Consider the following 21,021-nt stretch of genomic DNA (forward strand, 5'->3'; position numbering starts at 1 on the left):
GGATCGTCGTCATGCGCATTCTGCAGCTTAACTTCGAGCGCGGCTGGCGCGGTGGCGAGCGGCAAACCCTGCTGAGCATCCAGCAGATGCAACAGGCTGGTCATCAGGTCAGTCTATTGGCCCGACGTGATGAAGAGTTGGCCAGGCGTGCTAAAGAGCAGGGCGTGAGTGTGGTGGAATGCGCCTCCGTGGGTGCCGCGCTGCGTTATTTACTGGTGCATGGCCGGGGTTTTGATATCGTCCATTCCCAAACCGCGTCCTGCATGAGCTGGCTGGCCTTGCTGCATTTCTGGCTGCCCAAACGGGTGGTCTTTACGCGTCGCACGGCTTTTCCGATTGACCGCAAACGCGTCGAGCAACGTAGCGGACAGCAGCCAGACAGCGCTTTGACTTCCAAGGAACGACGCACGCGTTGGAAGTGGCGCAAGGCGGATCGTTTGGTAGCGATCAGCCAGGCAGCAGCGGCAGAGCCGCGTCGCCTGGGCTTTTCCGTAGATGTGATTCCTAGTGCCATCGAGTACGTCGAGCAGGATGAGGCCTATGTGAACCACTTGCGGCTGCGGTGGAATCCGCAGGGCTTGCATGTTCTGGGGACGATGGCGGCACTGACGTCCGAGAAAGACCCCCTGACTCTGATCCGCGCGGTTCATGCCTTGTATCAGCGTCGTCAGGACTTTGTGTTTTTGCATTTCGGTGCGCCTGGTTCCGAGAACTCGGCGGCAGAGGAACTGATTGCGCAGTTGGGGCTGGAAGACTGCTACAAGCTGGCTGGTTTTGAAGCCCGCCCCGAACAGGCTTATCGCTTGATGGACGGCTTTGTCCTGAGCTCCCGGCATGAAGCCCTGGGCTCCAGCGTTCTTGATGCGTTCGTGTACGGCGTGCCCGTTACGGCCACGATGGCGGGCGGTTTGAGTGAGCTGCTGGATAATGGCCGTGGCAAGTTATGCGCGGTAGGGGATGCACAAGCCATTGCACAGGCTCTGGATGACACTTTGAGCAATCCGACAGCAGCGCGGCAACAGGCAGCGCTGGCGCATCGTTGGGTGCAGCAGGAGCATGACCCTGCTGTCATGGTGCAGCGTTACTTGCGTCTGTATCAGCAACTGGTACAGCAACGCGTACGGACCTGAGCCCGGCTTACATCTTTGGTGCAGGTAAAGGCACCCGCGTCTCGAACTTGGCCTGATGAATCGAAAAGAAGCTTCGTATATTGCGGATATTCGCCTGACTGGTGAATAAAGCATGAGCCAGCTTGTGATACGCCGTCATGTCGCTGACTTGCAAGATCACAATGAAATCCACCCCGGTCGAGACGCGATAGCATTGCGTCACCGCTGCTTCGGGGGCCATCAGACGCTCGAATTGCTGCAGATATTCTTCACCCTGACGGTCCAGCGTAATCTCCACAATGGCCGTCAAGCTGGGGCCCAGTTGCTCCGGGTCCAGCAAGGCAACCTGCCTGCGAATTACCCCTTGTTCGCTTAAACGACGTACTCGCCGCAGGCAGGTCGGGGGAGAGGCATGCACGCGCAAAGCCAGCGCTTGATTGCTGATGGAAGCATCATTTTGCAGTTGCTCCAGAATGCGTAAATCCAGCTCGTCCAGTTCAATCATGACAATGTTTATCTATCTATGATGAAATAAAATTCCGTTAAATAAAATGAATTTTGTTTTTCTTTCATATTGATTATTAAATGAAATTTTAATTCATTTCGAAGAAAAAATAGATATAAAATTTTTCATGATTCAGATCAGAATAAGCGGATTGAATTGATTAGTTGGCCCACCGAAAGGGGCCATGAACAGGAGTTGGCTATGTGTGGAATTGTTGGCGCGGTAGCGCAACGCGATATTGTCCCCGTGCTGCTGGAAGGTTTGAAGCGTCTGGAATACCGGGGCTACGATTCTTGCGGCGTTGCTGTTCATGCGCAGGGCCAGTTGTTGCGGGCACGCAGTACTCAGCGCGTGGCCGAGCTGCAAGAACAGGTCAAGGCAGATCATCTGCAAGGCTTTACCGGCATTGCTCACACTCGCTGGGCAACGCACGGCGCGCCTGCTACTCACAATGCTCACCCTCATTTCTCCGGCAAGGGCAAAGCGCGTATTGCGCTGGTGCATAACGGCATCATTGAAAACCACGACGAATTGCGCGCCGAGCTGCAAAGCATTGGCTACGTGTTCGAGAGTCAAACTGATACCGAAGTGATCGCTCACCTGATCGACCACCTGTACAACGGTGACCTGTTCGAGGCCGTGCAACAGGTCATCCGTCGCTTGACGGGGGCTTACGCCATCGCTGTGTTCTGTCAGGACGAGCCACATCGCGTGGTGGGTGCGCGCCATGGTTCGCCGCTGGTTGTAGGTGTGGGTCAGAATGAAAACTTCCTGGCTTCGGATGCCTTGGCATTGGCCGGCACGACCGATCAAATCATCTACCTGGAAGACGGTGATGTGATTGATTTGCAGATCAATAAAGTGTGGATCATGGACAAGGACGGCCGCGCCGTTGATCGTCCGGTACACACTGTACATCTGCACACCGCAGCCGCTGAATTGGGCCCATACCGCCACTTCATGCAAAAGGAAATCTTCGAGCAGCCCCGCGCTGTAGGCGATACCTTGCAAGACATTGAAAGCGTCACACCCGAGTTGTTTGGGGACCAGGCCTACAAGGTTTTCCAGGACATCGACAATGTGCTGATTCTGGCTTGCGGCACCAGCTACTACGCCGGTCTGACCGCCCGCTACTGGATTGAGTCTCTGGCCAAAATCCCCGTCAATGTGGAAATTGCCAGTGAGTACCGCTACCGCGACAGCGTGCCCAACCCGCGCACTTTGGTGGTGACGATTTCCCAGTCCGGCGAAACGGCTGACACGCTGGCCGCCTTGAAACATGCCCGCAGCCTGGGCATGGAACAGACCCTGACCATCTGCAACGTGGCCACCAGCGCCATGGTGCGTGAGTGCAAGCTGTCCTACATCACCCGCGCTGGCGTGGAAATTGGTGTGGCTTCCACCAAAGCCTTCACCACCCAGTTAACCGCCTTGTTCCTGCTGACCATCGCACTGGCTCAAGTCAAAGGTCACTTGAATCAGGAGCAGGAAGGCGACTACCTGAAAGCCCTGCGCCACCTGCCTACCGCTATCGCGGCTGTGTTGGCTCTGGAGCCACAGATCATGGCGTGGGCCGACCGTTTTGCCAGCAAGGAAAACGCCTTGTTCCTGGGCCGTGGCATGCATTACCCCATCGCCATGGAAGGCGCGTTGAAGCTGAAAGAAATCAGCTACATCCACGCCGAAGGCTACCCAGCTGGTGAACTGAAGCACGGCCCTCTGGCCCTGGTCACCGAAGCCATGCCCGTGGTCACTATCGCCCCACGTGATGAACTGCTGGAAAAGCTGAAATCCAATATCGAAGAAGTCCATGCACGCGGTGGTGAGCTGTACGTGTTTGCTGACGCCGATACCCGCATCGGCAGCAGCGAGCGTGTGCATGTGATCCGTATGCCAGAGCACTACGGCAAGCTGTCCCCCATCTTGCACACCGTGACCCTGCAATTGCTGGCGTATCACACGGCTTGCTCGCGCGGCACGGACGTGGATAAGCCACGGAATTTGGCCAAGAGTGTGACTGTCGAATAAGTTTTTCAGATTACATCGACCGTAAAGAGCCGCTTATGCGGCTCTTTTTGCATTCTTCGCCGTTTGGCAATTTTCGAGTGGTTTTTATAGGGAAATAAATCCTGCGAAAGAGGGTGAGCCTTGCCTGAAAGCCAGTTTATGTGTCGCTGCAAACACACACCGCTAGCGGATTTTGCAGCTCACACTCTATAATTGATAACGATTCTCATTATCTAGCGGTGCGGAGTACCCTCGTGTCATCTTCAGTTCTTCCCTTGTCAGGCATGTATTCGGCCGAGTCGGTCGAGTCACTGTACTGCGACCACCATAGTTGGTTGCAGCGCTGGCTGCATCACCGCTTGGGTGGCGCGGACCAGGCGGCTGACTTGGCGCAGGACACCTTTGTACGTTTGTTAAGCAGCCGTTCTCGCTGGCAATTTACCAGTCCTGGCGAGGCCCGCGCCTACTTGCGCAAGACGGCACAAAACCTGTGCATCAATCTGTGGCGACGTCAGGAAATTGAGCAGGCCTGGCTGGATATTCTGGCTGCTACACCCGAGAACTTTTACCCTTCGGCAGAACGTCAGGCCATGATTTTGCAGGCGCTGGAAGAGATCAGTGTCATGCTCAGCAGCCTGTCTCCCAAAGCGGCCAAGGCGTTTACCTTGGCCGTCATTTGCGAGATGACTGATGATGAGGTCGGTGCAGAAATGGGCATTTCCGGCCGCATGGTGCGCAAGTACGTGGCACAAGCCATGTTGGGCTGCATCAGCCTGCATGCTTGCCAGACCGTCGCCGAATTGCGTCAGGAACCTCAATACTAAGCCTCATGAAGCACGGCTCCAGTTTTTCTTCTCCCGCTACACCTCCCCACGCCGTTTTGATGCAAGCCGCTGAATGGTATGCCTGCCTGCGCGATGGCAAAGCCAGTGCGGCGCAGCGCTCTGCCTGGCAGAGCTGGCTCAAGCAGGACGAGATGCACAGCACCGCCTGGCGATATGTGGAAGAAGTCAGCCGCAGTTTTGAGCCTGTGCGCACTGCGCCAGATTCGCGCCGAGTGGTAGAAACATTGCACACGGCCAACGAGCGTTTGCATCAGCGCCGTCGCGTGCTGACCAGTGTCGCCGTACTGGCGGGCACGGGAGTTCTAAGCTGGCTGGGCTGGCGTCAGTCCTGGCTGCCATCCAGTGTTCTGGCCTTGGCGGCTGACCACTCTACACAAACCGGCGAGCAGAACCAGATTGTGCTGGCAGACGGTTCCCGGCTTTGGCTGAACACCGCCTCTGCAATTGATGTGCAGTTCACCGCACAGGCTCGCCATATCGTTCTGATTTCAGGCGAGATCTTCATTCAGACGGCCAAAGACGATACGGACAGACCTTTCACCGTTCAAACCCCGCAAGGCAATATGCGCGCCTTGGGCACGCAATTCAATGTGCGTATGGACCAGGACTGTACGCAGCTGGCGGTCTATGAAGGGGCCGTGCAGGTGTCTACGGCAAAAGGTCAAAACACCACTACGGTGCAGGCGGGCAAGCAGGTGCACTTTAATGCGCAGCGTATCCGGCAAAGCATGGACGCCGAGCAGGCGCGTGAGGCCTGGACCCAAGGCGTACTGGTGGCTGATAACATTGCCTTGCGTAGCGTGATCAAGGAATTGAGCCGTTACCGCAAAGGCTATCTCGGTGTGGATGAGGCAGTGGCCGATCTGAAGGTCTATGGCAGCTTCCCCATTCATGACACGGACCGCGTGTTGAAAATGCTGGCTTCAGCATTGCCGATTCGCATCGATCAGCCCATGCCCTGGTGGACCAGTGTGCAAGCTCTGGATTGATTGAGCAGGGCATTTCACCAACGATGGTCATAAATAATAAAAATAAAAACCTATCAGATTCAAAGGCTTGCCGGATTTTGGCCAAAAAATCTCAAAAAAGACGCAAAAGCAGGTTCCGGGTTTTGGAGACTTGGTGGTTTTAGACAGTAAGAGGACCTGATTGGCGTGAGGCCAATGAAGCAGGAGGCAGCCCGCCGTGGCTGCTCAGTACTGAACATCAACGCAAGAATATCGTTCAGGTTCATCGTTTTTATTGTGACTGACCCGTGTTTTTGAAGGATGTCTCCTTATGCATCGTCGCCCCGATCCCCTTTCCCTGTCCAAGGATGCAGGATCGCATTGCGCCCCTTTGCGTCCACTGGCCTTGGCCCTGTATGTCTTGATGGCCGGTAGCGCGTTTATTGCCAGTACCTCGCCTGCCCAGGCGACCACGCAAAGCAGCCCGACGGCAGACAAGACACAGCGTTATGACATACCAGCAGGCCCCTTGAGCCGGGTGTTGATGCGCTTCTCGCAAGAAAGCGGGGTCTATCTGGTTGGCGCAGGCAGCGTGGCCGAAGGCAAGCAAAGCGCGGGCCTGAAAGGCAATTACAGCGTGACGCAGGCCTTGGATACCTTGCTGGCAGGCACGGGCATTCGCTACTCGCGCGATGCCAATACCGTCAATTTGTGGCCCGTCACGGAAACCACTCAATTGGCCCCCGTGCGTGTGCAGGGCACCTTGAATCGGGCGACTGAAGACACAGGCTTGTACACGCTGAACGGTACCAGCAGCACCGCGACGCGCTTGAACATGGACACCCAGCACACGCCGCAGTCGGTCAGTGTGATGACGCGCCAGCAAATGGACGATTTCGGCCTGACCAGCTTCGATGATGTGATGAACTTTACCACCGGCGTGACGGCCAATACGGCTGCGGTGGGAGGCGGGTTTCAGTTTCAGGCCCGTGGCTTTGACATCAGCAATGTGCAAGTGGATGGCGTGCAAAGCAGCTACCGTGCTGCCGGACGTGGAGCATTCAATCCTATTTCTCTGGATATGGATTTATACGACCGTGTGGAAGTCGTGCGCGGAGCGACAGGTTTGTTGTCGCCTACCGGCGAGCCCTCCGCCTTGATCAATTTGATTCGCAAACGTCCGCAAGCAGAATTTGGCGGCAAGTTAAGCGCCCACTATGGCTCCTGGAACGACAAACGCGTAACGGCGGACGTGACCGGCCCGCTGACTGAAGACGGCCGTTTGCGTATGCGTGTTATTGGTTCGCGCAAGCAGGCGGACTCCTTCATGGATCGCCAGGACCACAAGAATGATTTGCTGTCCGGCATGCTGGAGTTCGATTTGACTGACCGAACCTTGCTGACCGCTGGCTACGACTACCAGACCGCCAAGCTGCGAGGCGAAGGCAATATGGGTGTGCCCTTGTTTACCAGCGAGGGCGACCGTATTGACGTTTCGCGCTCCATGTCGCTGGTGCCGGATTGGACCTACTGGGACAAGAAGCATCAAAACGCTTTCTTCTCGGTCGAGCATGAGTTTGAAAACAAGTGGAATGCCAAGCTCAGCTACAGCCATCAACGTGACGATGGCGATGCCCTGATTACTGGCCTGGGGCAGGGCGTGAATCCGGTGGTGCGCCCGGACGGATCCGGTATAGGCATCCGCGCCAACCTGGCCGCCAATGGCTATCGCCATCAGGACAACCTGGAGTTGTCGGCCAATGGTCCTTTCGAGCTGTTTGGCCGCGAGCACCAGCTGATGTTCGGTTTTAACGGCACTCGCAAGCGTGACACCACGTACACCATGCAGGTCAGCGATACCCGCAACTGGTTCATCCCCAATATTTACGACTGGGACGGCTATATGCCCGAGCCCAGCGTCAGCCGCACAGGTGAATGGAACCGGGTCCACACACGCGAATACGGTTTCTTTGCCGGCACGCGCTTGAACATTATTGATCCCTTGAATGTGATCATGGGCATGCGCTTGTCGGACTACAAAACCTACCGTGACAACTACGGTAAAACCGGCCAGTTCACCGGCGTGTCCAACGAGCTGCGCAACCGTAATGAAATTACGCCGTACTTTGGGGTGACGTATGACATCAACCCGAACCTGACGGCCTACGCCAGTTATACCCGCCTGTTCCAGCCGCAAAGCTACAAGGACATCAACGAGAACTTCCTGGATCCCATTACTGGGGTGAACCGTGAAATTGGTCTGAAAGGCAGCTTGATGGAGGAGGCCCTGCAGTTCTCCCTGGCCGCTTTCGAGACCCGTCAAAACAATCTGGCCGTGCTGGACCCTTCGGTGCCGGATGACTTCCTATTGCCTGATGGCAGTCGCCCTTACGTGTCTTCTGGTGCTGGCAACAAAACCAAAGGTTTTGAAGTGGAGCTAAGCGGCGCACTGACCAACAACTGGAATGTGTTTGCTTCTTATAGCTACGCCAGCACTAAAAACGGTGAAGGCGAGCGGATCAACACCTACATCCCCAGCCAAACCTTCCGTCTGGGCACCATGTACCAATTCTCCGGAGCGTTGCAAGGCTTGAGCGCCGGTGCCACGGTGAACTGGTTTGGCAAGCGTGATCTGTGGACGGCTGGCCGTCCTTATACGGCCAGCAACGGCAAGGCGCTGGAAGACACCCACAGCAGCTATGCCCTGGTTGGCCTGCACGCCAATTACCGCGTGAACCAGCATTGGAATGCCAAGCTCACGGTAAACAATTTGTTCGACAAGCGTTACTACGACAACTTCGTGATCTTCCGGGCACGTTACGGCGCGCCGCGCAATGTGCATCTGTCCATTGATTACCAGTGGTAATTCCTTCCCCCACTTTTATCGAGCCTAAATTATGACGTCGTCTACTACTCGCCATCTTGTGCGTGGTCTGTACCTTGCTATTGCAATGAGCTTGTCGGCCGGCTACGTACACGCCAAAACTCCTGCCCCTGCAGGCTACCAAGCCGTTACCCAAGCACAGATCATGCAAAAACCGACTGCCGCCGAAGTTCTGGAAATCGTCTTCAGCCCTGCGCAATCCAGCTTGTACGTGTCCTCTCCCAACTGGAAGGACGAAACCTTGTCGCGCACGCTGGTGCTGGACCCCAAGACCCTGGAAATCAAGCAAGAGATTCCCATGGAGGCCAAGAGCTTCGGGGTGGCCCTGGATGATGCCGCCAACCGCCTGTATCTGACTCAAGGTTTCAACGGCACGATTGCCGTGGTTGATACCGTCAAGAACGAGGTCATCAAGCGCATTCGGGTGCAGGAAAAAATCAATTTTCAGGACACCATCAACGCGGCTGATTTTGGCCAGGCACGCAAAGACGGTTTGCTGAAGATGATGGAGCGTTTCAAGATTACCGAGGACTTCCAGTACAAGACGCGTGAACTGGTCGTGGACAAGAAAAACCACCGTGTGTTCGCGCCTGGCTTGGGCCTGGGTTTTGACAGTGTGCTGTTCGTGGTGAATACCCGGACATTGGAGCTGGAAAAAGTGCTGCCAGGCTTTGGCTATAACGTCGTGGGCATCACCCTGGACGAGGCCAATAACCGCTTGTTTGTCTCCAATATGCAGGGCCAAATCATGGTGGTAAATAGCCAGACCTTGAACATCGATCAGGTCTGGGAAATTGAAGCCGACCAGTTGCTGAACCTGGCGTATGACCCGGCGCAGAACCGATTGTTCGGGGTGGACCAGGGGATTGACCGTGATGACGCGCGTAACCTGCATCTGGAGCGTGAATACAAGCGCCGCAGCGCTGGTCATCAAGTGTTTGTGCTGGATGCATCCAACGGTAAAACCCTGGCAACCATGCCTACCGGCGAAGTGCCTATTGGTGTGCGTTTTGACGCCGAATCCCAGCGTCTGTTTGTCGCTAACCGAGGCGGTGTGCGCGAGAAAGAGGGCAAGGGTTCGGTCAGTATTTTCGATACGGTGAACTACAAGCCGCTGCAAACCATTGAGCTGGCTCCACACCCCAACAGTCTGGAATACATCCCCGCTGAAAAAGCCTTGTATGTGTCGGTGAAGAACGACGGCAATAGCAAGGAAAAAGGGACCAAAGAACGTATGGTGCGTATCCAGTTCTAAAAGGCCAAAGCAGCCTGATTGATTGACAAGGTGGGACCCAAAGCCCGGGTTTGGCGTGATGCCGAACTCGGGCTTTTTTACGTGTATGGATTGCTTGCGAAATTTATTCGTAATCTATAAGATTAGATATCTAATCAAATGGCATGTTCTATGTGGAAAGGGTGAAACAGTGCTGCAGTCTTGCGCTGCACGCAGTTTCTTTGTTGCCCCACCTGTAAACGCTACATATCCAATTCTTCAGTCCCTATTACGTCTCCTCAGTGAAAGGAAAACAGCCCATGTCTCATTATTTGATCGAGCTTTACACGCCTAATGCCAAGTGGAATGCCTTGCCCGTCGAGCAGCGCCAGACCTTCCTGGCAGGTCTTCAGGAGGCGATGGGCGGCCTCTCCACCCTGGGTATTGAAGTGCTGGCTCTGACCGCTACCGAGCACGATATTGATTGCTCCAGCGCGCACCGCTTCATGGGTGTTTGGCGCTTCCCTGATCAACAAGCTTGCCAGGCTTTGCTGGCTGGCATCAAAGCCAGTGGTTGGTACGAGTATTTCGACCATGTGAATGCAGCGGGTGCACAAGGGGGGTTTGCTCAACACTTGACGGAGCTGGCTAAGGATTATCAAGCTGTTTGAGGGTTAGCAAGTCAGGCGGGATAGTTAAAAAACGTTCATAGATTAGAGTTTATATGATATAAACGGTTATCTATGAACGATAATTGTTGTCTGCACCATGCCCAAGAAACTCGCTCCTACTCCGTTTTACCTGCCAGCCGTCGAGTCACGGACTCTGGTGTGGGGGCGCTGCATTCGTACTCAACGTGTTGCTCAGAAAATTACAGCTCAAGTCTTTAGTTCAAGAGTCGAGGTCTCAGAAAGTACATTACGCCGAATGGAACGAGGCGATCCGGCTGTGGCAATGGGGAGCTATTTGACTGCCTTGGCAGCGCTTGGTCTGCTCGAATCCATCGTGCCTATGCCTGATGCTCATTGGAGCAGTGGAGATATGAAGGGACGCGCAAGACTGGACAGAGATGACGATGAGTATTTCTAAGCCTTTATACGTCTATTTGCAGCGGCCTGACACGGGGCAATGGGTGACCGTGGGTCGGTACATCCACGACTCGTCAGCCCAGCTTGGCCAGTTCATGTATGCGCCCAGCTATCGGGATGCAGGTCTGCCATGGTCAATTGATCCGGTTAACTTACCGCTGAGTGGCTCCGTCCCAATTCAGGCGAGTCGCTACGGTGGCCTGCATGATGCGCTACGTGATACTTGTCCCGACGCCTGGGGCCGGTTACTCATTCAAAGGCAACACGGATTAAGCGATAGCTCTCCAAACCATGCTTATCTTCTGAAGGCTGGTAATGCGGAGCGTTGGGGAGCATTGGCGGTCGGCTCTTCGCCTAAACCCTCGATCGCAGAATTGTCCGCACCGCCCATCACAGAAATTGAAAAGCTGAGCGCAGAGCTGCAAGCCATGCAGTTGCGCCGCCCTCCGGTGGACCCGCATTTGCGTCGACGACTGATGGCCACGCCCAGCATGGGAGGGGCAAGACCCAAAGCAACCGTTCGTGATGGAGATCAGTTCTGGCTTGTGAAGCCGATCTTGCCATCTGATACCGAGGATATTCCGCGTCTTGAACATGCAACTCAAGAGTGGGGCCGGGCAGTGGGCTTGAACTTTGCCCAAACCGCGTACACAGGTTTGGGTGAGGACTCCGCCCTGAGTGTGATGCGCTCATTGAGGTTTGATCGCCAACATGGCCTTAGGGTCATGACATTGAGTGCGGCATCCTTGCTGCAGACGGAGTATCCCGGTCATTCAGGCTCATCGGCCTGGAGTTATCCCAACTTGGCCAGAACGTTGACGATGATAGGTGCCCCTCAGGAGGACGCCATTGAATTGTTCTGTCGCATGATTTTCAATGCGGTCATTGGCAATGATGATGATCATCCCCGCAACCATGCCATTCATTATCTTCATGCTCAGGGCCGATGGCGTTTGACGCCCGCTTTTGATGTCGTTCCTAATCCGGATTTCACCCCTCAGTATCTGGCGATGGAGTTGAGTCATGGAAGCCGCCAGATCAGTCGAGCCAATGCGTTACACGATGCCAAAGCCTTTGGCTTGTCAGGTGATGAAGAGGCGGCGGAGCTGCTTGATCGGCTGCTGGACAGGATAGAAGGGCAGTTTGATCAGGTGCGTCTCCTGCTCGGACCTCGTTTGGAGTCGCTCATGCAGGAGAGGTTGTCTGAAGGACTGCGGCGCATGCGCATTATGTAGCTACTCGGACATGCCCGAGAAATGCCCCAAAGTTTTGATTTGAGGTACTTGCGAAGCCCTGATTCGGCGTCATGCTGAGCCAGGGCTTTCAATCGCACAAACACAGTGATCAATAAATCGCACGCGGTGCATCCGCCTAGCATGCAAAAGAAGCGTCCAGCCTTTCTTGTCTTGTATTCCCTATAACTCGATTGCTATGGCCCTTGCTATTGGTTGCATCGATAGCCAGTGCGAATTAATCGATTTGTCCCCCTTGGTATGCCTCTCTACGATGACTAGTAACAATAAGGAGGCAAACCATGACGGCGTATTTTTCCAACCCGGTTCGGACCTGCTTCGGCCCGGGAAGTTTGAATGAAATTTCTACCTTGGCGGCCAACAAGAAAGTCACCTTGGTGACCTTTCCGGAGGCTCGTGGGCTGGGTTTGGTTGAGCGTATCGGGAATTTGCTGGGCGACAGGCTGATTCATGTTGTCGAAGATGTGCAGCCAAATCCCGATGTCAGTTACTTGAAGGATGTCTACGAGTCCTTCTGGCAGCAAGCCGGGCAAACGGACATTGTGCTGGCCGTGGGCGGGGGCAGTGCCATTGATACGGCCAAGGCGCTGATTGTGGGGACTCAGACGGGCACCTTCCAGGAACTGCTGAATCTCTTGTCCACCGGCAAGGCTTTTACTCCTGTTCAGGTCAAGTCCTTGATTGCGGTGCCTACAACCGCAGGGACCGGCAGCGAGGTCACTCCGTGGGCCACGATCTGGGATCAGCAAGCACAGAAAAAGTACTCTTTGCATCTGGAGCAAACCTGGCCTGCCGTCGCCATTATTGATCCGGAGTTGATGCTGACAGTACCGGAAAAAGTGACGGTCTCAACTGGGCTGGATGCCTTGTCGCACGCCTTGGAGTCGATCTGGAATGTGAATGCCAACCCCATTTCCGACACCTTTGCGGTCTCTGCCATTCAGGACATCCTTACCTATTTGCCCTTGCTGCAGAAGGATCTGGGTAATATCCAGCTGCGCTCCAAAATGGCGCTGGCGGCCTTGAAAGCGGGCATGGCGTTTTCCAATACCAAGACCGCCCTGGCGCACTCCATCTCTTACGAAATGACCTTGCGTCACGGCTTGCCGCATGGCATTGCTTGCTCCTTTACCTTGCCCTTTGTACTGGGCCTGGCCTGGGGCTGTGATCCATCCCGGGATCTGGTGTTTGAAAGCCTGTTTGGCCCTGATCGCAAGCAGGCTCAAGCTCATTTGCGGGACTTCTTGCTCAGTGTGGGCGTCAAGACCGAGTTTGAGGACTACGGCGTAGGGCCAGACGAGCAGGCTGCCATGATTACTTATGCCTTGCAGGGTGCACGCGGCAAGAACTTTATCGCCGCTTGAATCATAAAAAAAACGAGAGACAAACGAATGAAGGGAGAGAGGAAAGATTCCCCCCCTTCTCATACCGCATGAATAGAGCATTCCTCTGGCCTGGCTTGCCAGCAGCGGGGGAGTGAAAGGAGCTGGTTATGAATCACGCAACAAGTCTGTCGGGGGCCACGGCGGCATCCGGGTCTTCGTTTCGTCGAGCCCAATGGCGCATGCTGCTGGCCGCGATGTTCTGTTATCTGTTTTTCTATACCGGGCGGCAGACTTTCGGGTTTGCGATTCCGGGCTTGAAAGAGGAGTTTGGCTTTAGCAGTGCTGCCTTGGGCTGGGTATCGGCCGCCTTGTTATGGGCCTACGCCATTGGACAAGCCATCAATGGCAATCTGGCGGACAAGTATGGCGGTCGTCGCATCATGTCTGCTGGCGCGATTCTGTCGTGTGGCGCGAACTGGGTAGCCAGCTTTGCCACCGGCTTTTTCAGCCTGATCATTCCCTGGGGTGCCAATGGCTACTTTCAGGCGCTGGGCTGGGCACCGGGTAGTCGCCTGATCTCCAACTGGTGGGGTGTGTCCGAGCGCGGCAAGGCTTATGGCTTATATGTGTTTGCTGCAGGCTGTGCGTCGATTCTGTCGTATGTCACCTCGATCGTGGTGATCGATGTCATGCATCTGGACTGGCGCTGGATTTTCCGGCTGCCCGTATTGCTGATGTTGCTGGGCGGAATCGTGTTTTATCTGGTTGCTCGCGAGCGGCCAGAGGATATGGGCTTTGAGCCTTTGGCCGATACGGGAGTGGCCAATGCCAACGATCAGGCCAAGGCGCTGGAGGGGGAGAAGGAGTCCTCCTGGGAGCGTTACAAGGCTGTTCTGAAAAACAAGCGCCTGCTGATCGCTGCCTTGTCCCTGGGCTTTCAGAATGCAGCCCGATACGGCTTGATCGTCTGGGTGCCGGTCCATTTTCTGGGCGCGGACTGGAAGACGGGCGACAGCCTGATTGATCCCAAGTGGATCACGATCGCTCTGCCAGTGGGCATGGCCGTTGGAGCGCTGAGCAATGGCTGGATTTCAGACCGCCTGTTTGGCTCCAAGCGTTACCTGGCCATCATGCTCTATACGAGCCTGGGTGCCTTGACCAGTCTGTGGATGTGGACCTTGCCGGTTCATAGCACTTTGGGCCTGGTGGCGCTGTTTCTGTGCGGTTTCTTTGTGTATGGACCCGCTTCCAGCTTCTGGGCCTTGTGTCCCGATCTGGTGGGAGCCAAACGTTCGGGCACGGCAACCGGTGTCATGAACTTTTCTTCCTATCTGTTCGCCGGTCTGGCCGAGCCCATGATCGGGAGCGTCCTGGACTCGACGGGGGATACCTCGCTGATCTTTGTGATTGTGTTGATTGCGTGTGCCTGCAGTGCGCTGGTGGCACTATTCATACGTCGTTAATCATCACTCCTGAGGCTTGTCCATGCACCAGTACCACAAATGGTTGAGATCGTTTTATGCCGTCGCCCATACCGGCGGTTTCACCTCGGCCGCACGTTATCTCAGCATTGGGCAGCCTACCGTCAGCGAACAAGTCCGGGCTTTGGAAAAGCGTTTTGATGTCGAGCTGTTTTATCGCTCCGGCAATCAGCTGGAACTGAGCTCGGCCGGACAGCAGCTCTACGAGATCACCAAGCCCTTGTTTGATCTTGAAGAGGAAGCGGTGCAATTGCTGGAGAGTTTCAAGCAGCGTAAATCCGGCCTGTTGCGAGTGGGGGCGGTCTCGCCACCTATCGCGATGGATCTGATTTTTAAGCTGGGGCAAAACAATCCGGATATTGAATTGAAAACCTACTTTGCCTCGGCCAGCGAGGTGCTGGAAAAGCTGTACGACTTTGATGTGGATGTGGCCTTGCTGGCGCATCCCAAATCAGATCCAAGCTTGTACACCCGGCTTTACCAGCGCTATCCGGTGGTGGCTGTGGTGCCCGAAAAGCATCCCTGGTGCTCGCAGGGTCGGGTATCGGTTCAGCAGCTTCAGGATGAGCCTGTCGTGCTGAGGGAGCAAGGTTCACGCACCCGCCAGATTATTGAGGAGGGTTGCAGGCAGCATCAGATCAGGATCAATTGCGTGATGGAACTGAACAGCCGCGAGGCCATTGTGCATGCCATACGTAAAGGGCTGGGCATTGGTTTTGTCTCAGCGCCGGAGTATGTGGATATTCCCGGTACCCGGCTGATCACGTTCGACCAGCATCCTTTTTATATCGACTACTACCTGTGCTGCCTGGAATTACGAAAAGACCGACCACTTATTAATGATTTGTTCATGGATCTGGAATCCACCCATTAGCTTGTTTACACCGCATTTCGCGTTTGGAGAACGATGATGACGTATCAGCAACCTCAACAAGTACAGGCCGTTATTTTTGACTGGGCAGGCACTGTCGTTGATTTTGGCTCTTTTGCACCCACGCAGATTTTTGTCGAGGCTTTTGCCGAGTTTGGTGTGCAAGTGTCCCTGGAAGAAGCTCGTGGCCCCATGGGGATGGGCAAGTGGGATCACATTCGCACCTTGTGCAATGTGCCCGAGATTGCCGAGCGCTATAAAGCCAAGTTTGGCCGTGTCCCCAGCGACGACGATGTCACGGCGATTTACGAGCGCTTCATGCCTTTGCAGATCAAAAAAATTGCCGAGCACTCGGCCCTGATTCCGGGGGCATTGGAAGTGATCTCCAACCTGAAAAGTACCGGTGTCAAAGTAGGATCGTGTTCTGGCTACCCCAAAGTGGTCATGGATAAAGTGGTCGAACTGGCAGCGAAAAATGGCTACATGGCAGAATGCGTGGTCGCAACGGATGAGGTGCCCAATGGCCGCCCGTACCCGGCTCAGTCGCTGGCCAACGTGATTGCCTTGGGTGTGTCGGACGTGGCCGCCTGCGTCAAAGTAGATGACACCTGGCCCGGCATTGTGGAAGGGCGCAGTGCGGGAATGTGGACCGTGGCACTAACCTGCTCGGGCAATGCTCTGGGTCTGACCTACGATGAGTTCAAGAAGCTGCCTGCCGACAAGCTGCAAAGCGAACGCGAGCGTATTGGGGCCATGTTCAGCGATTCGCGCCCGCATTATCTGATCGATACCATTGTTGATCTGCCCGAGGTGCTGGCAGACATCAACCGCCGCTTGGCCAATGGGGAAATGCCTCAAAGCAGCTGATTTGCTGCACCGCATCTCAAGGAAAACCTCCATGTACGGCGGCTAAGCATGGCGGCACACTGAAAGATAGGCCACGCCCGCCCGGGGCTTGGCCTATTTTCGGGATGAGGTCTGATGCAGTCTTCACATGTGGCACACGTCCAAGAGATCACGGCTGTTTGGCAGGGCAGCCTGTCCCGGCGCGATCAGGCTGTGGTCCACAGCTGGAGACGATGCATTGAGCATCACAGACTGGACCCGGCGCAGGCTTGCGAGGCCTATATCGTGCCGGACTCCCAATTGCGCGAGCATCGTCAGCAGTCCGAAGCCCTGATCAATATTGCGCGCTCCGGGCTGGAGCGGCTTTATCAGCAGGTCTCCGGGCTGAATTACGTGTTGCTGCTGTCCGATAACAAGGGCGTCACGGTTGATTTCCTGGGCTCGGATGGACAGCGTGATGCCTTGCGGCAGGCCGGTCTGTATATGGGCTCGGAATGGTCTGAAGAGCGCGCGGGAACGTGCGCGGTGGGCACTTGTCTGCACACGGGCGAGGCCCTGACCATTCATCAAAACGATCATTTCGATCATATGCACGCGCCCCTGTCCTGCACGGCGGCGCCTATCTATCATTACGACGGCGAGCTGGCTGCGGTGCTGGATTTATCCTTGCTGCAGTCGCCGCAGGCCAAGGCTAGCCAAGGTTTGGCCCTGCACCTTGCCAATGCGGCTACCCGCCGTATTGAGCTGGCCAATTTGATGGCCTCTCACCGTCAGGAATGGATTTTATGCTTGTCGCAGTCGCCGGAGTTTCTGGATATTGATCCGGAAGCGGCTATTGCGATTGATGGCTCCGGCCGTATCAAGGGCATGACGCATACGGGGGCGCGCATTCTGGCGCGGGCGGCGGGGGTGGATTGGCGTAATCCTGCGGGTTTGTTGGGGCAGAGCTTGATGCGCTTTCTGCATCTGGAAGTGGACCAGTTGCCGACCTTGATGCGTTACCGCCCCACGCAGGAGCGTGTCGTTATGGCACGTGATGGCAGTGTGCTGTTTGCCCATGCCATTGAACCCCGACGTGTGTTGAGCAACCGGTCTGTGGGGATGGATGGGGCAGCCGTGGATGCCGCCTTGCCACAGGCCTTGCGAGGTTTGGCAGGCACGGATGCGGCCATGCAGTCCATGCTATTGAAAGCCGCGCGTTTGGCAACGCGGGAAATGCCGGTGTTGTTGCAGGGCGAGACAGGTTCGGGCAAAGAGTATTTGGCACGTGCGATTCACACGGCCAGCGGTCGTGGCGGGAATTTTGTGGCCGTCAATTGTGCGGCCTTGCCCGAGAGCCTGATTGAAAGCGAATTGTTTGGCTATCTGGCTGGTACGTACACCGGCGGTGCTGCACGTGGTCGCACGGGTTTGATCGAGGCGGCTGATGGAGGCACCCTGTTCCTGGACGAGATCGGCGATATGCCGCTGGCCCTGCAAAGCCGTTTACTGCGGGTGCTGGCCGAATCCGAGGTGATGCCTTTGGGCGCACGCACAAGCAAGCGCGTGGACCTGCGTGTGATTTCAGCCAGCCACCATGATTTAAGTGCCTTGGTAGAGCAAGGCCGCTTTCGTGCGGATTTGCTGTATCGCTTGAATGCGGCAGTGCTGGCCTTGCCCGCTTTGCGTCAGCGTAGTGATCTGGAATGGTTGGTGCAGCAGATATTGCATCGGCGTAATAAAGGCGATGTGCCCGGTTTGTCTCCCGAGGCCTGGCAAGCGCTGCAAGCCTACGAGTGGCCGGGTAATTTACGCGAGCTGGACAATGCGCTGGTGCTGGCATTGGCCTTGGCGGAAGGTTCCTGCATTGAGGTGCAGGATTTGCCGGAGGCCTTGCGAGAGCGGCGTCTGGCCACATCTACAGGCAGCCCAACGGCCGCAGCCGTCTCTGCCGCAGAGTCGTCCTGGCAGCAGGTTTTGCAGGCCTGTGGCGATAACGTGAGTGCAGCGGCCCGGCAGTTGGGTATCAGCCGGTCCACCTTGCATCGTTATATCAAACGGGCAGGCGTAGCTCGCCAAGAGTCGCCCTCTGACACAGGTTGCGACACCTGATGCACCACCTGTGTCACCGCTGGCACAGTTTCACCGCCTTAAAACAGGCAGCACCCCTTTAAAACAAGCCACTCCCGGTTTGGCACGGTGTTTGCTATGTACTCCATAGCTGGGCAACAAAAGCCCGGCGCAACATTAAAACGATATGGAGACAAATCATGCAAACACAGCAGCAACTGCAGCCGTCTGCGCGACAGTTGGACACGGTTCTTGAACAACTGACCCATGCGCTTGCCAGCAATGCACCGGACGATGCGGCAGCCCTGTTTGCCGAAGAGTGTTTTTGGCGTGATCTGGTCATGTTCACCTGGAATATCCGAACCATGGAAGGACGTGACCAGATCCGCGACATGCTGACGCAGCAACAACAAGGTGCCGTGTCAGCCAAGTTCGAGCGCGACAGTGCCGAGCCGGTCAGTGACGACGGCCAAGGTCTGGTGGAGGGCTGGTTTCGTGTGGAAACTGACGTGGCGCGTGGCTACGGCCATATTCGGGTCAAGGACGGGAAGATCTGGACCTTTCTGACCACCATGTCGGAATTGAAAGGGCACGAGGAGCCTTTGGGTGTGCGCCGCCCCATGGGGGCCGAGCATGGCATTCGCCGTGGGCGTCAGACCTGGCAGGAACGTCGTCAACAGGAGCAGGCTGAGTTGGGCACGACCGAGCAGCCCTATGTGCTGGTGATCGGCGGCGGGCAGGGTGGTATTGCGCTGGGCGCGCGCCTGCGGCAGTTGAATGTACCCGCGCTCATCATTGATCAACATGCCCGCCCTGGCGATAGCTGGCGCAAACGCTACAAGTCGCTGTGCCTGCACGACCCCGTCTGGTACGACCACCTGCCTTACATGCCTTTCCCCGATAACTGGCCTGTCTTTGCACCCAAGGACAAGATTGGCGACTGGCTGGAAATGTACGTCAAGGTGATGGAGCTGAATTACTGGAGCAGCACCGTATGCAAGAAGGTGCGCTACGACGAGTCCAGCCAGACCTGGGAAGTGGAGATCGAACGTGATGGCAAGCCCATGACGTTACGGCCACAGCAATTGGTCTTTGCTACGGGCATGTCCGGCAAGGCGAATGTGCCCAGCATAAAGGGGCAGGATGTGTTCAAGGGTGAACAGCAGCACTCCTCGCAGCATCCCGGACCGGAAGCATATGCGGGCAAGAAAGTAGTGGTGATCGGGGCCAATAACTCGGCGCACGATATTTGCGCGGCGCTGTGGGAGGCGGGGGCGGATGTCACCATGGTGCAGCGTTCGTCTACCCACATTGTGCGATCCGACTCCTTGATGGAGATCGGCTTGGGAGATCTGTATTCTGAACGGGCACTGGCATCGGGAGTCACCACGCGCAAGGCAGATTTGCTCTTTGCCTCTCTGCCGTACCGCATCATGGCGGACTTCCAGATTCCTGTGTACGACAAGATCCGCGAGCGCGATGCACAGTTCTATCAGAAGCTGGAGGAGGCAGGCTTCATGCTGGATTGGGGTGACGATGGCTCCGGTTTGTTCATGAAGTATCTGCGTCGTGCTTCGGGCTATTACATCGATGTGGGCGCTTGCGAGCTGATTATTGATGGCAGCATCAAGTTGAAGTCTCGGACCGGTATCAGTCATTTGACCGAGAACGCTGTGGTGCTGACAGACGGTACGGAATTGCCTGCGGACCTGGTGGTGTATGCCACCGGCTACGGCTCCATGAATGGCTGGGTGGCCGATCTGGCAGGCCAGGAAATGGCGGATAGGGTAGGCAAGTGCTGGGGTTTGGGTTCGGAAACCACCAAAGATCCAGGGCCCTGGGAGGGCGAGCAGCGCAATATGTGGAAGCCAACGCAACAGCCGAACTTGTGGTTCCATGGCGGCAATTTGCATCAGTCGCGTCATTATTCCCAGTACCTGGCCTTGCAGCTTAAAGCGCGTCAGGCGGGCTTGCCGGTGCAGGTTTATGGGATGCAGGAGGTGCACCATCTGCGTTGACGGGTAGTGACTTTGTTGTTTGGGTGAGAGTGTGCAGTCTGCACCTTGTTCTGATTTTGGCCAGATTATCAATTCGATGATCTGGCTTTTTTTTCCGCTTGTTAGCTGCGGTGGGCGTGTTTGCGCGGCAAGCATCGCGGCCCAGGCGGTGGTTTTGTTAGCAGCCCTGCTAAATTTTTTACTTTATGTATCTGCCCTGAGCGGCTCCTCTCCAGTGAGCGAGGCTCTGCTTGACTGCTCTGTTCGTGCCCAGAATTTTTCGCGTCAAAGGGGCCTCCGTTTCTTCGGCAGGAACGTATGGAAACCAGCCGTGCTGCGTCTCAGGGCGGATTTTGTCTAGCCAGCATGATGGCCAGGATTGGCCTGACACAAGCCGCTTGCCATAAGTGAGGTGAATAGGGATGTGTGAAATTTGAAGAAATTACTTATAAAGAAAACGCTTGTAGCATTTCGTAGTTTCCAGCCTGATCGGGAATGTTACGGTGGAACCATCCATCGCAAACAACGAAATTTTTGTTGATTGATTTGGACTCCTTTTAATAGCAGGGGTAAAGGGTTTTTTAAATTAAAAAATCCCTTT

15 protein-coding genes are annotated in these 21,021 nt (G+C 55.7%); 14 read left to right on the forward strand and 1 reads right to left on the reverse strand.

What is annotated here, in order from left to right; genetic code table 11:
- Nucleotides 1-11: 11 nt before the first annotated feature.
- The gene (locus tag ACFPDR_RS00625) at nucleotides 12-1,130 is read left to right on the forward strand and encodes a glycosyltransferase family 4 protein (protein ID WP_060185480.1); all 1,119 of its coding nucleotides are present in this window, start codon (nucleotides 12-14) and stop codon (nucleotides 1,128-1,130) included.
- 7 nt (nucleotides 1,131-1,137) lie between these two features.
- On the opposite strand, the gene ACFPDR_RS00630 is transcribed toward ACFPDR_RS00625, so the two are convergent.
- Nucleotides 1,138-1,614 carry an Lrp/AsnC family transcriptional regulator gene (locus ACFPDR_RS00630; RefSeq protein ID WP_009457505.1) on the reverse strand — a complete coding sequence of 159 codons (477 nt, stop codon included), beginning with the start codon at nucleotides 1,612-1,614 and terminating at the stop codon, nucleotides 1,138-1,140.
- A 201-nt stretch (nucleotides 1,615-1,815) separates the two neighbouring features.
- Here ACFPDR_RS00630 and glmS point away from each other — a divergent pair, with 201 nt between their 5' ends.
- The 13 genes from glmS to ACFPDR_RS00695 all read left to right on the forward strand — a co-directional run bounded on the left by glmS (nucleotide 1,816) and on the right by ACFPDR_RS00695 (nucleotide 20,441).
- On the forward strand, nucleotides 1,816-3,642 hold the full coding sequence (glmS, locus tag ACFPDR_RS00635; protein WP_022983659.1) for a glutamine--fructose-6-phosphate transaminase (isomerizing): 1,827 nt from the start codon (nucleotides 1,816-1,818) through the stop codon (nucleotides 3,640-3,642).
- A 233-nt stretch (nucleotides 3,643-3,875) separates the two neighbouring features.
- Nucleotides 3,876-4,445, forward strand: coding sequence for a sigma-70 family RNA polymerase sigma factor (locus ACFPDR_RS00640; protein WP_376910182.1), 570 nt, complete (start codon nucleotides 3,876-3,878; stop codon nucleotides 4,443-4,445).
- Nucleotides 4,446-4,450: 5 nt separating this feature from the next.
- The gene (locus tag ACFPDR_RS00645) at nucleotides 4,451-5,455 is read left to right on the forward strand and encodes a FecR domain-containing protein (protein WP_376910184.1); all 1,005 of its coding nucleotides are present in this window, start codon (nucleotides 4,451-4,453) and stop codon (nucleotides 5,453-5,455) included.
- Between the two features lie 289 nt (nucleotides 5,456-5,744).
- On the forward strand, nucleotides 5,745-8,279 hold the full coding sequence (locus ACFPDR_RS00650; RefSeq protein ID WP_321216618.1) for a TonB-dependent siderophore receptor: 2,535 nt from the start codon (nucleotides 5,745-5,747) through the stop codon (nucleotides 8,277-8,279).
- 31 nt (nucleotides 8,280-8,310) lie between these two features.
- Complete coding sequence (locus tag ACFPDR_RS00655; RefSeq protein ID WP_226348205.1) at nucleotides 8,311-9,552, forward strand: YncE family protein; 1,242 nt, start codon at nucleotides 8,311-8,313, stop codon at nucleotides 9,550-9,552.
- Nucleotides 9,553-9,830: 278 nt separating this feature from the next.
- A complete protein-coding gene (locus ACFPDR_RS00660) occupies nucleotides 9,831-10,181 on the forward strand; it encodes a DUF6616 family protein (RefSeq protein ID WP_060185475.1) in 351 nt (116 codons plus the stop codon).
- Nucleotides 10,182-10,585: 404 nt separating this feature from the next.
- The gene (locus ACFPDR_RS00665) at nucleotides 10,586-11,833 is read left to right on the forward strand and encodes a type II toxin-antitoxin system HipA family toxin (RefSeq protein ID WP_060185474.1); all 1,248 of its coding nucleotides are present in this window, start codon (nucleotides 10,586-10,588) and stop codon (nucleotides 11,831-11,833) included.
- 299 nt (nucleotides 11,834-12,132) lie between these two features.
- Entirely contained in the window at nucleotides 12,133-13,215 is a 1,083-nt protein-coding gene (gene psrA, locus ACFPDR_RS00670) for an iron-containing alcohol dehydrogenase PsrA (protein ID WP_254002412.1), read from the forward strand.
- Nucleotides 13,216-13,343: 128 nt separating this feature from the next.
- Complete coding sequence (locus tag ACFPDR_RS00675) at nucleotides 13,344-14,639, forward strand: MFS transporter (protein ID WP_035269757.1); 1,296 nt, start codon at nucleotides 13,344-13,346, stop codon at nucleotides 14,637-14,639.
- A 22-nt stretch (nucleotides 14,640-14,661) separates the two neighbouring features.
- Entirely contained in the window at nucleotides 14,662-15,531 is an 870-nt protein-coding gene (locus tag ACFPDR_RS00680; RefSeq protein WP_035269759.1) for a LysR substrate-binding domain-containing protein, read from the forward strand.
- Nucleotides 15,532-15,567: 36 nt separating this feature from the next.
- Entirely contained in the window at nucleotides 15,568-16,395 is an 828-nt protein-coding gene (gene phnX, locus ACFPDR_RS00685; RefSeq protein WP_376911052.1) for a phosphonoacetaldehyde hydrolase, read from the forward strand.
- Between the two features lie 114 nt (nucleotides 16,396-16,509).
- Nucleotides 16,510-18,465, forward strand: a complete 1,956-nt coding sequence (locus ACFPDR_RS00690) for a sigma-54-dependent Fis family transcriptional regulator (RefSeq protein WP_376910187.1) — start codon at nucleotides 16,510-16,512, stop codon at nucleotides 18,463-18,465.
- Between the two features lie 158 nt (nucleotides 18,466-18,623).
- A complete protein-coding gene (locus ACFPDR_RS00695) occupies nucleotides 18,624-20,441 on the forward strand; it encodes an NAD(P)/FAD-dependent oxidoreductase (RefSeq protein ID WP_035269765.1) in 1,818 nt (605 codons plus the stop codon).
- The last annotated feature ends 580 nt before the right edge of the window (nucleotides 20,442-21,021 follow it).

The sequence above is a fragment of the Alcaligenes sp. GCM10023179 genome (assembly GCF_042653705.1).
In the GTDB taxonomy this organism is placed as follows: domain Bacteria; phylum Pseudomonadota; class Gammaproteobacteria; order Burkholderiales; family Burkholderiaceae_B; genus Alcaligenes; species Alcaligenes phenolicus.

Bases quoted from the DNA above. Each gene is read 5' to 3' on its own strand.
- ACFPDR_RS00675 (WP_035269757.1), top strand. From the start codon at position 13,344: ATGAATCACGCAACAAGTCTGTCGGGGGCCACGGCGGCATCCGGGTCT.
- ACFPDR_RS00655 (WP_226348205.1), top strand. From the start codon at position 8,311: ATGACGTCGTCTACTACTCGCCATCTTGTGCGTGGTCTGTACCTTGCT.
- ACFPDR_RS00680 (WP_035269759.1), top strand. From the start codon at position 14,662: ATGCACCAGTACCACAAATGGTTGAGATCGTTTTATGCCGTCGCCCAT.
- ACFPDR_RS00650 (WP_321216618.1), top strand. From the start codon at position 5,745: ATGCATCGTCGCCCCGATCCCCTTTCCCTGTCCAAGGATGCAGGATCG.
- ACFPDR_RS00690 (WP_376910187.1), top strand. From the start codon at position 16,510: ATGCAGTCTTCACATGTGGCACACGTCCAAGAGATCACGGCTGTTTGG.
- glmS (WP_022983659.1), top strand. From the start codon at position 1,816: ATGTGTGGAATTGTTGGCGCGGTAGCGCAACGCGATATTGTCCCCGTG.
- phnX (WP_376911052.1), top strand. From the start codon at position 15,568: ATGACGTATCAGCAACCTCAACAAGTACAGGCCGTTATTTTTGACTGG.
- ACFPDR_RS00660 (WP_060185475.1), top strand. From the start codon at position 9,831: ATGTCTCATTATTTGATCGAGCTTTACACGCCTAATGCCAAGTGGAAT.
- ACFPDR_RS00695 (WP_035269765.1), top strand. From the start codon at position 18,624: ATGCAAACACAGCAGCAACTGCAGCCGTCTGCGCGACAGTTGGACACG.
- ACFPDR_RS00630 (WP_009457505.1), bottom strand. From the start codon at position 1,614: ATGATTGAACTGGACGAGCTGGATTTACGCATTCTGGAGCAACTGCAA.
- ACFPDR_RS00625 (WP_060185480.1), top strand. From the start codon at position 12: ATGCGCATTCTGCAGCTTAACTTCGAGCGCGGCTGGCGCGGTGGCGAG.
- ACFPDR_RS00645 (WP_376910184.1), top strand. From the start codon at position 4,451: ATGAAGCACGGCTCCAGTTTTTCTTCTCCCGCTACACCTCCCCACGCC.
- ACFPDR_RS00665 (WP_060185474.1), top strand. From the start codon at position 10,586: ATGAGTATTTCTAAGCCTTTATACGTCTATTTGCAGCGGCCTGACACG.
- psrA (WP_254002412.1), top strand. From the start codon at position 12,133: ATGACGGCGTATTTTTCCAACCCGGTTCGGACCTGCTTCGGCCCGGGA.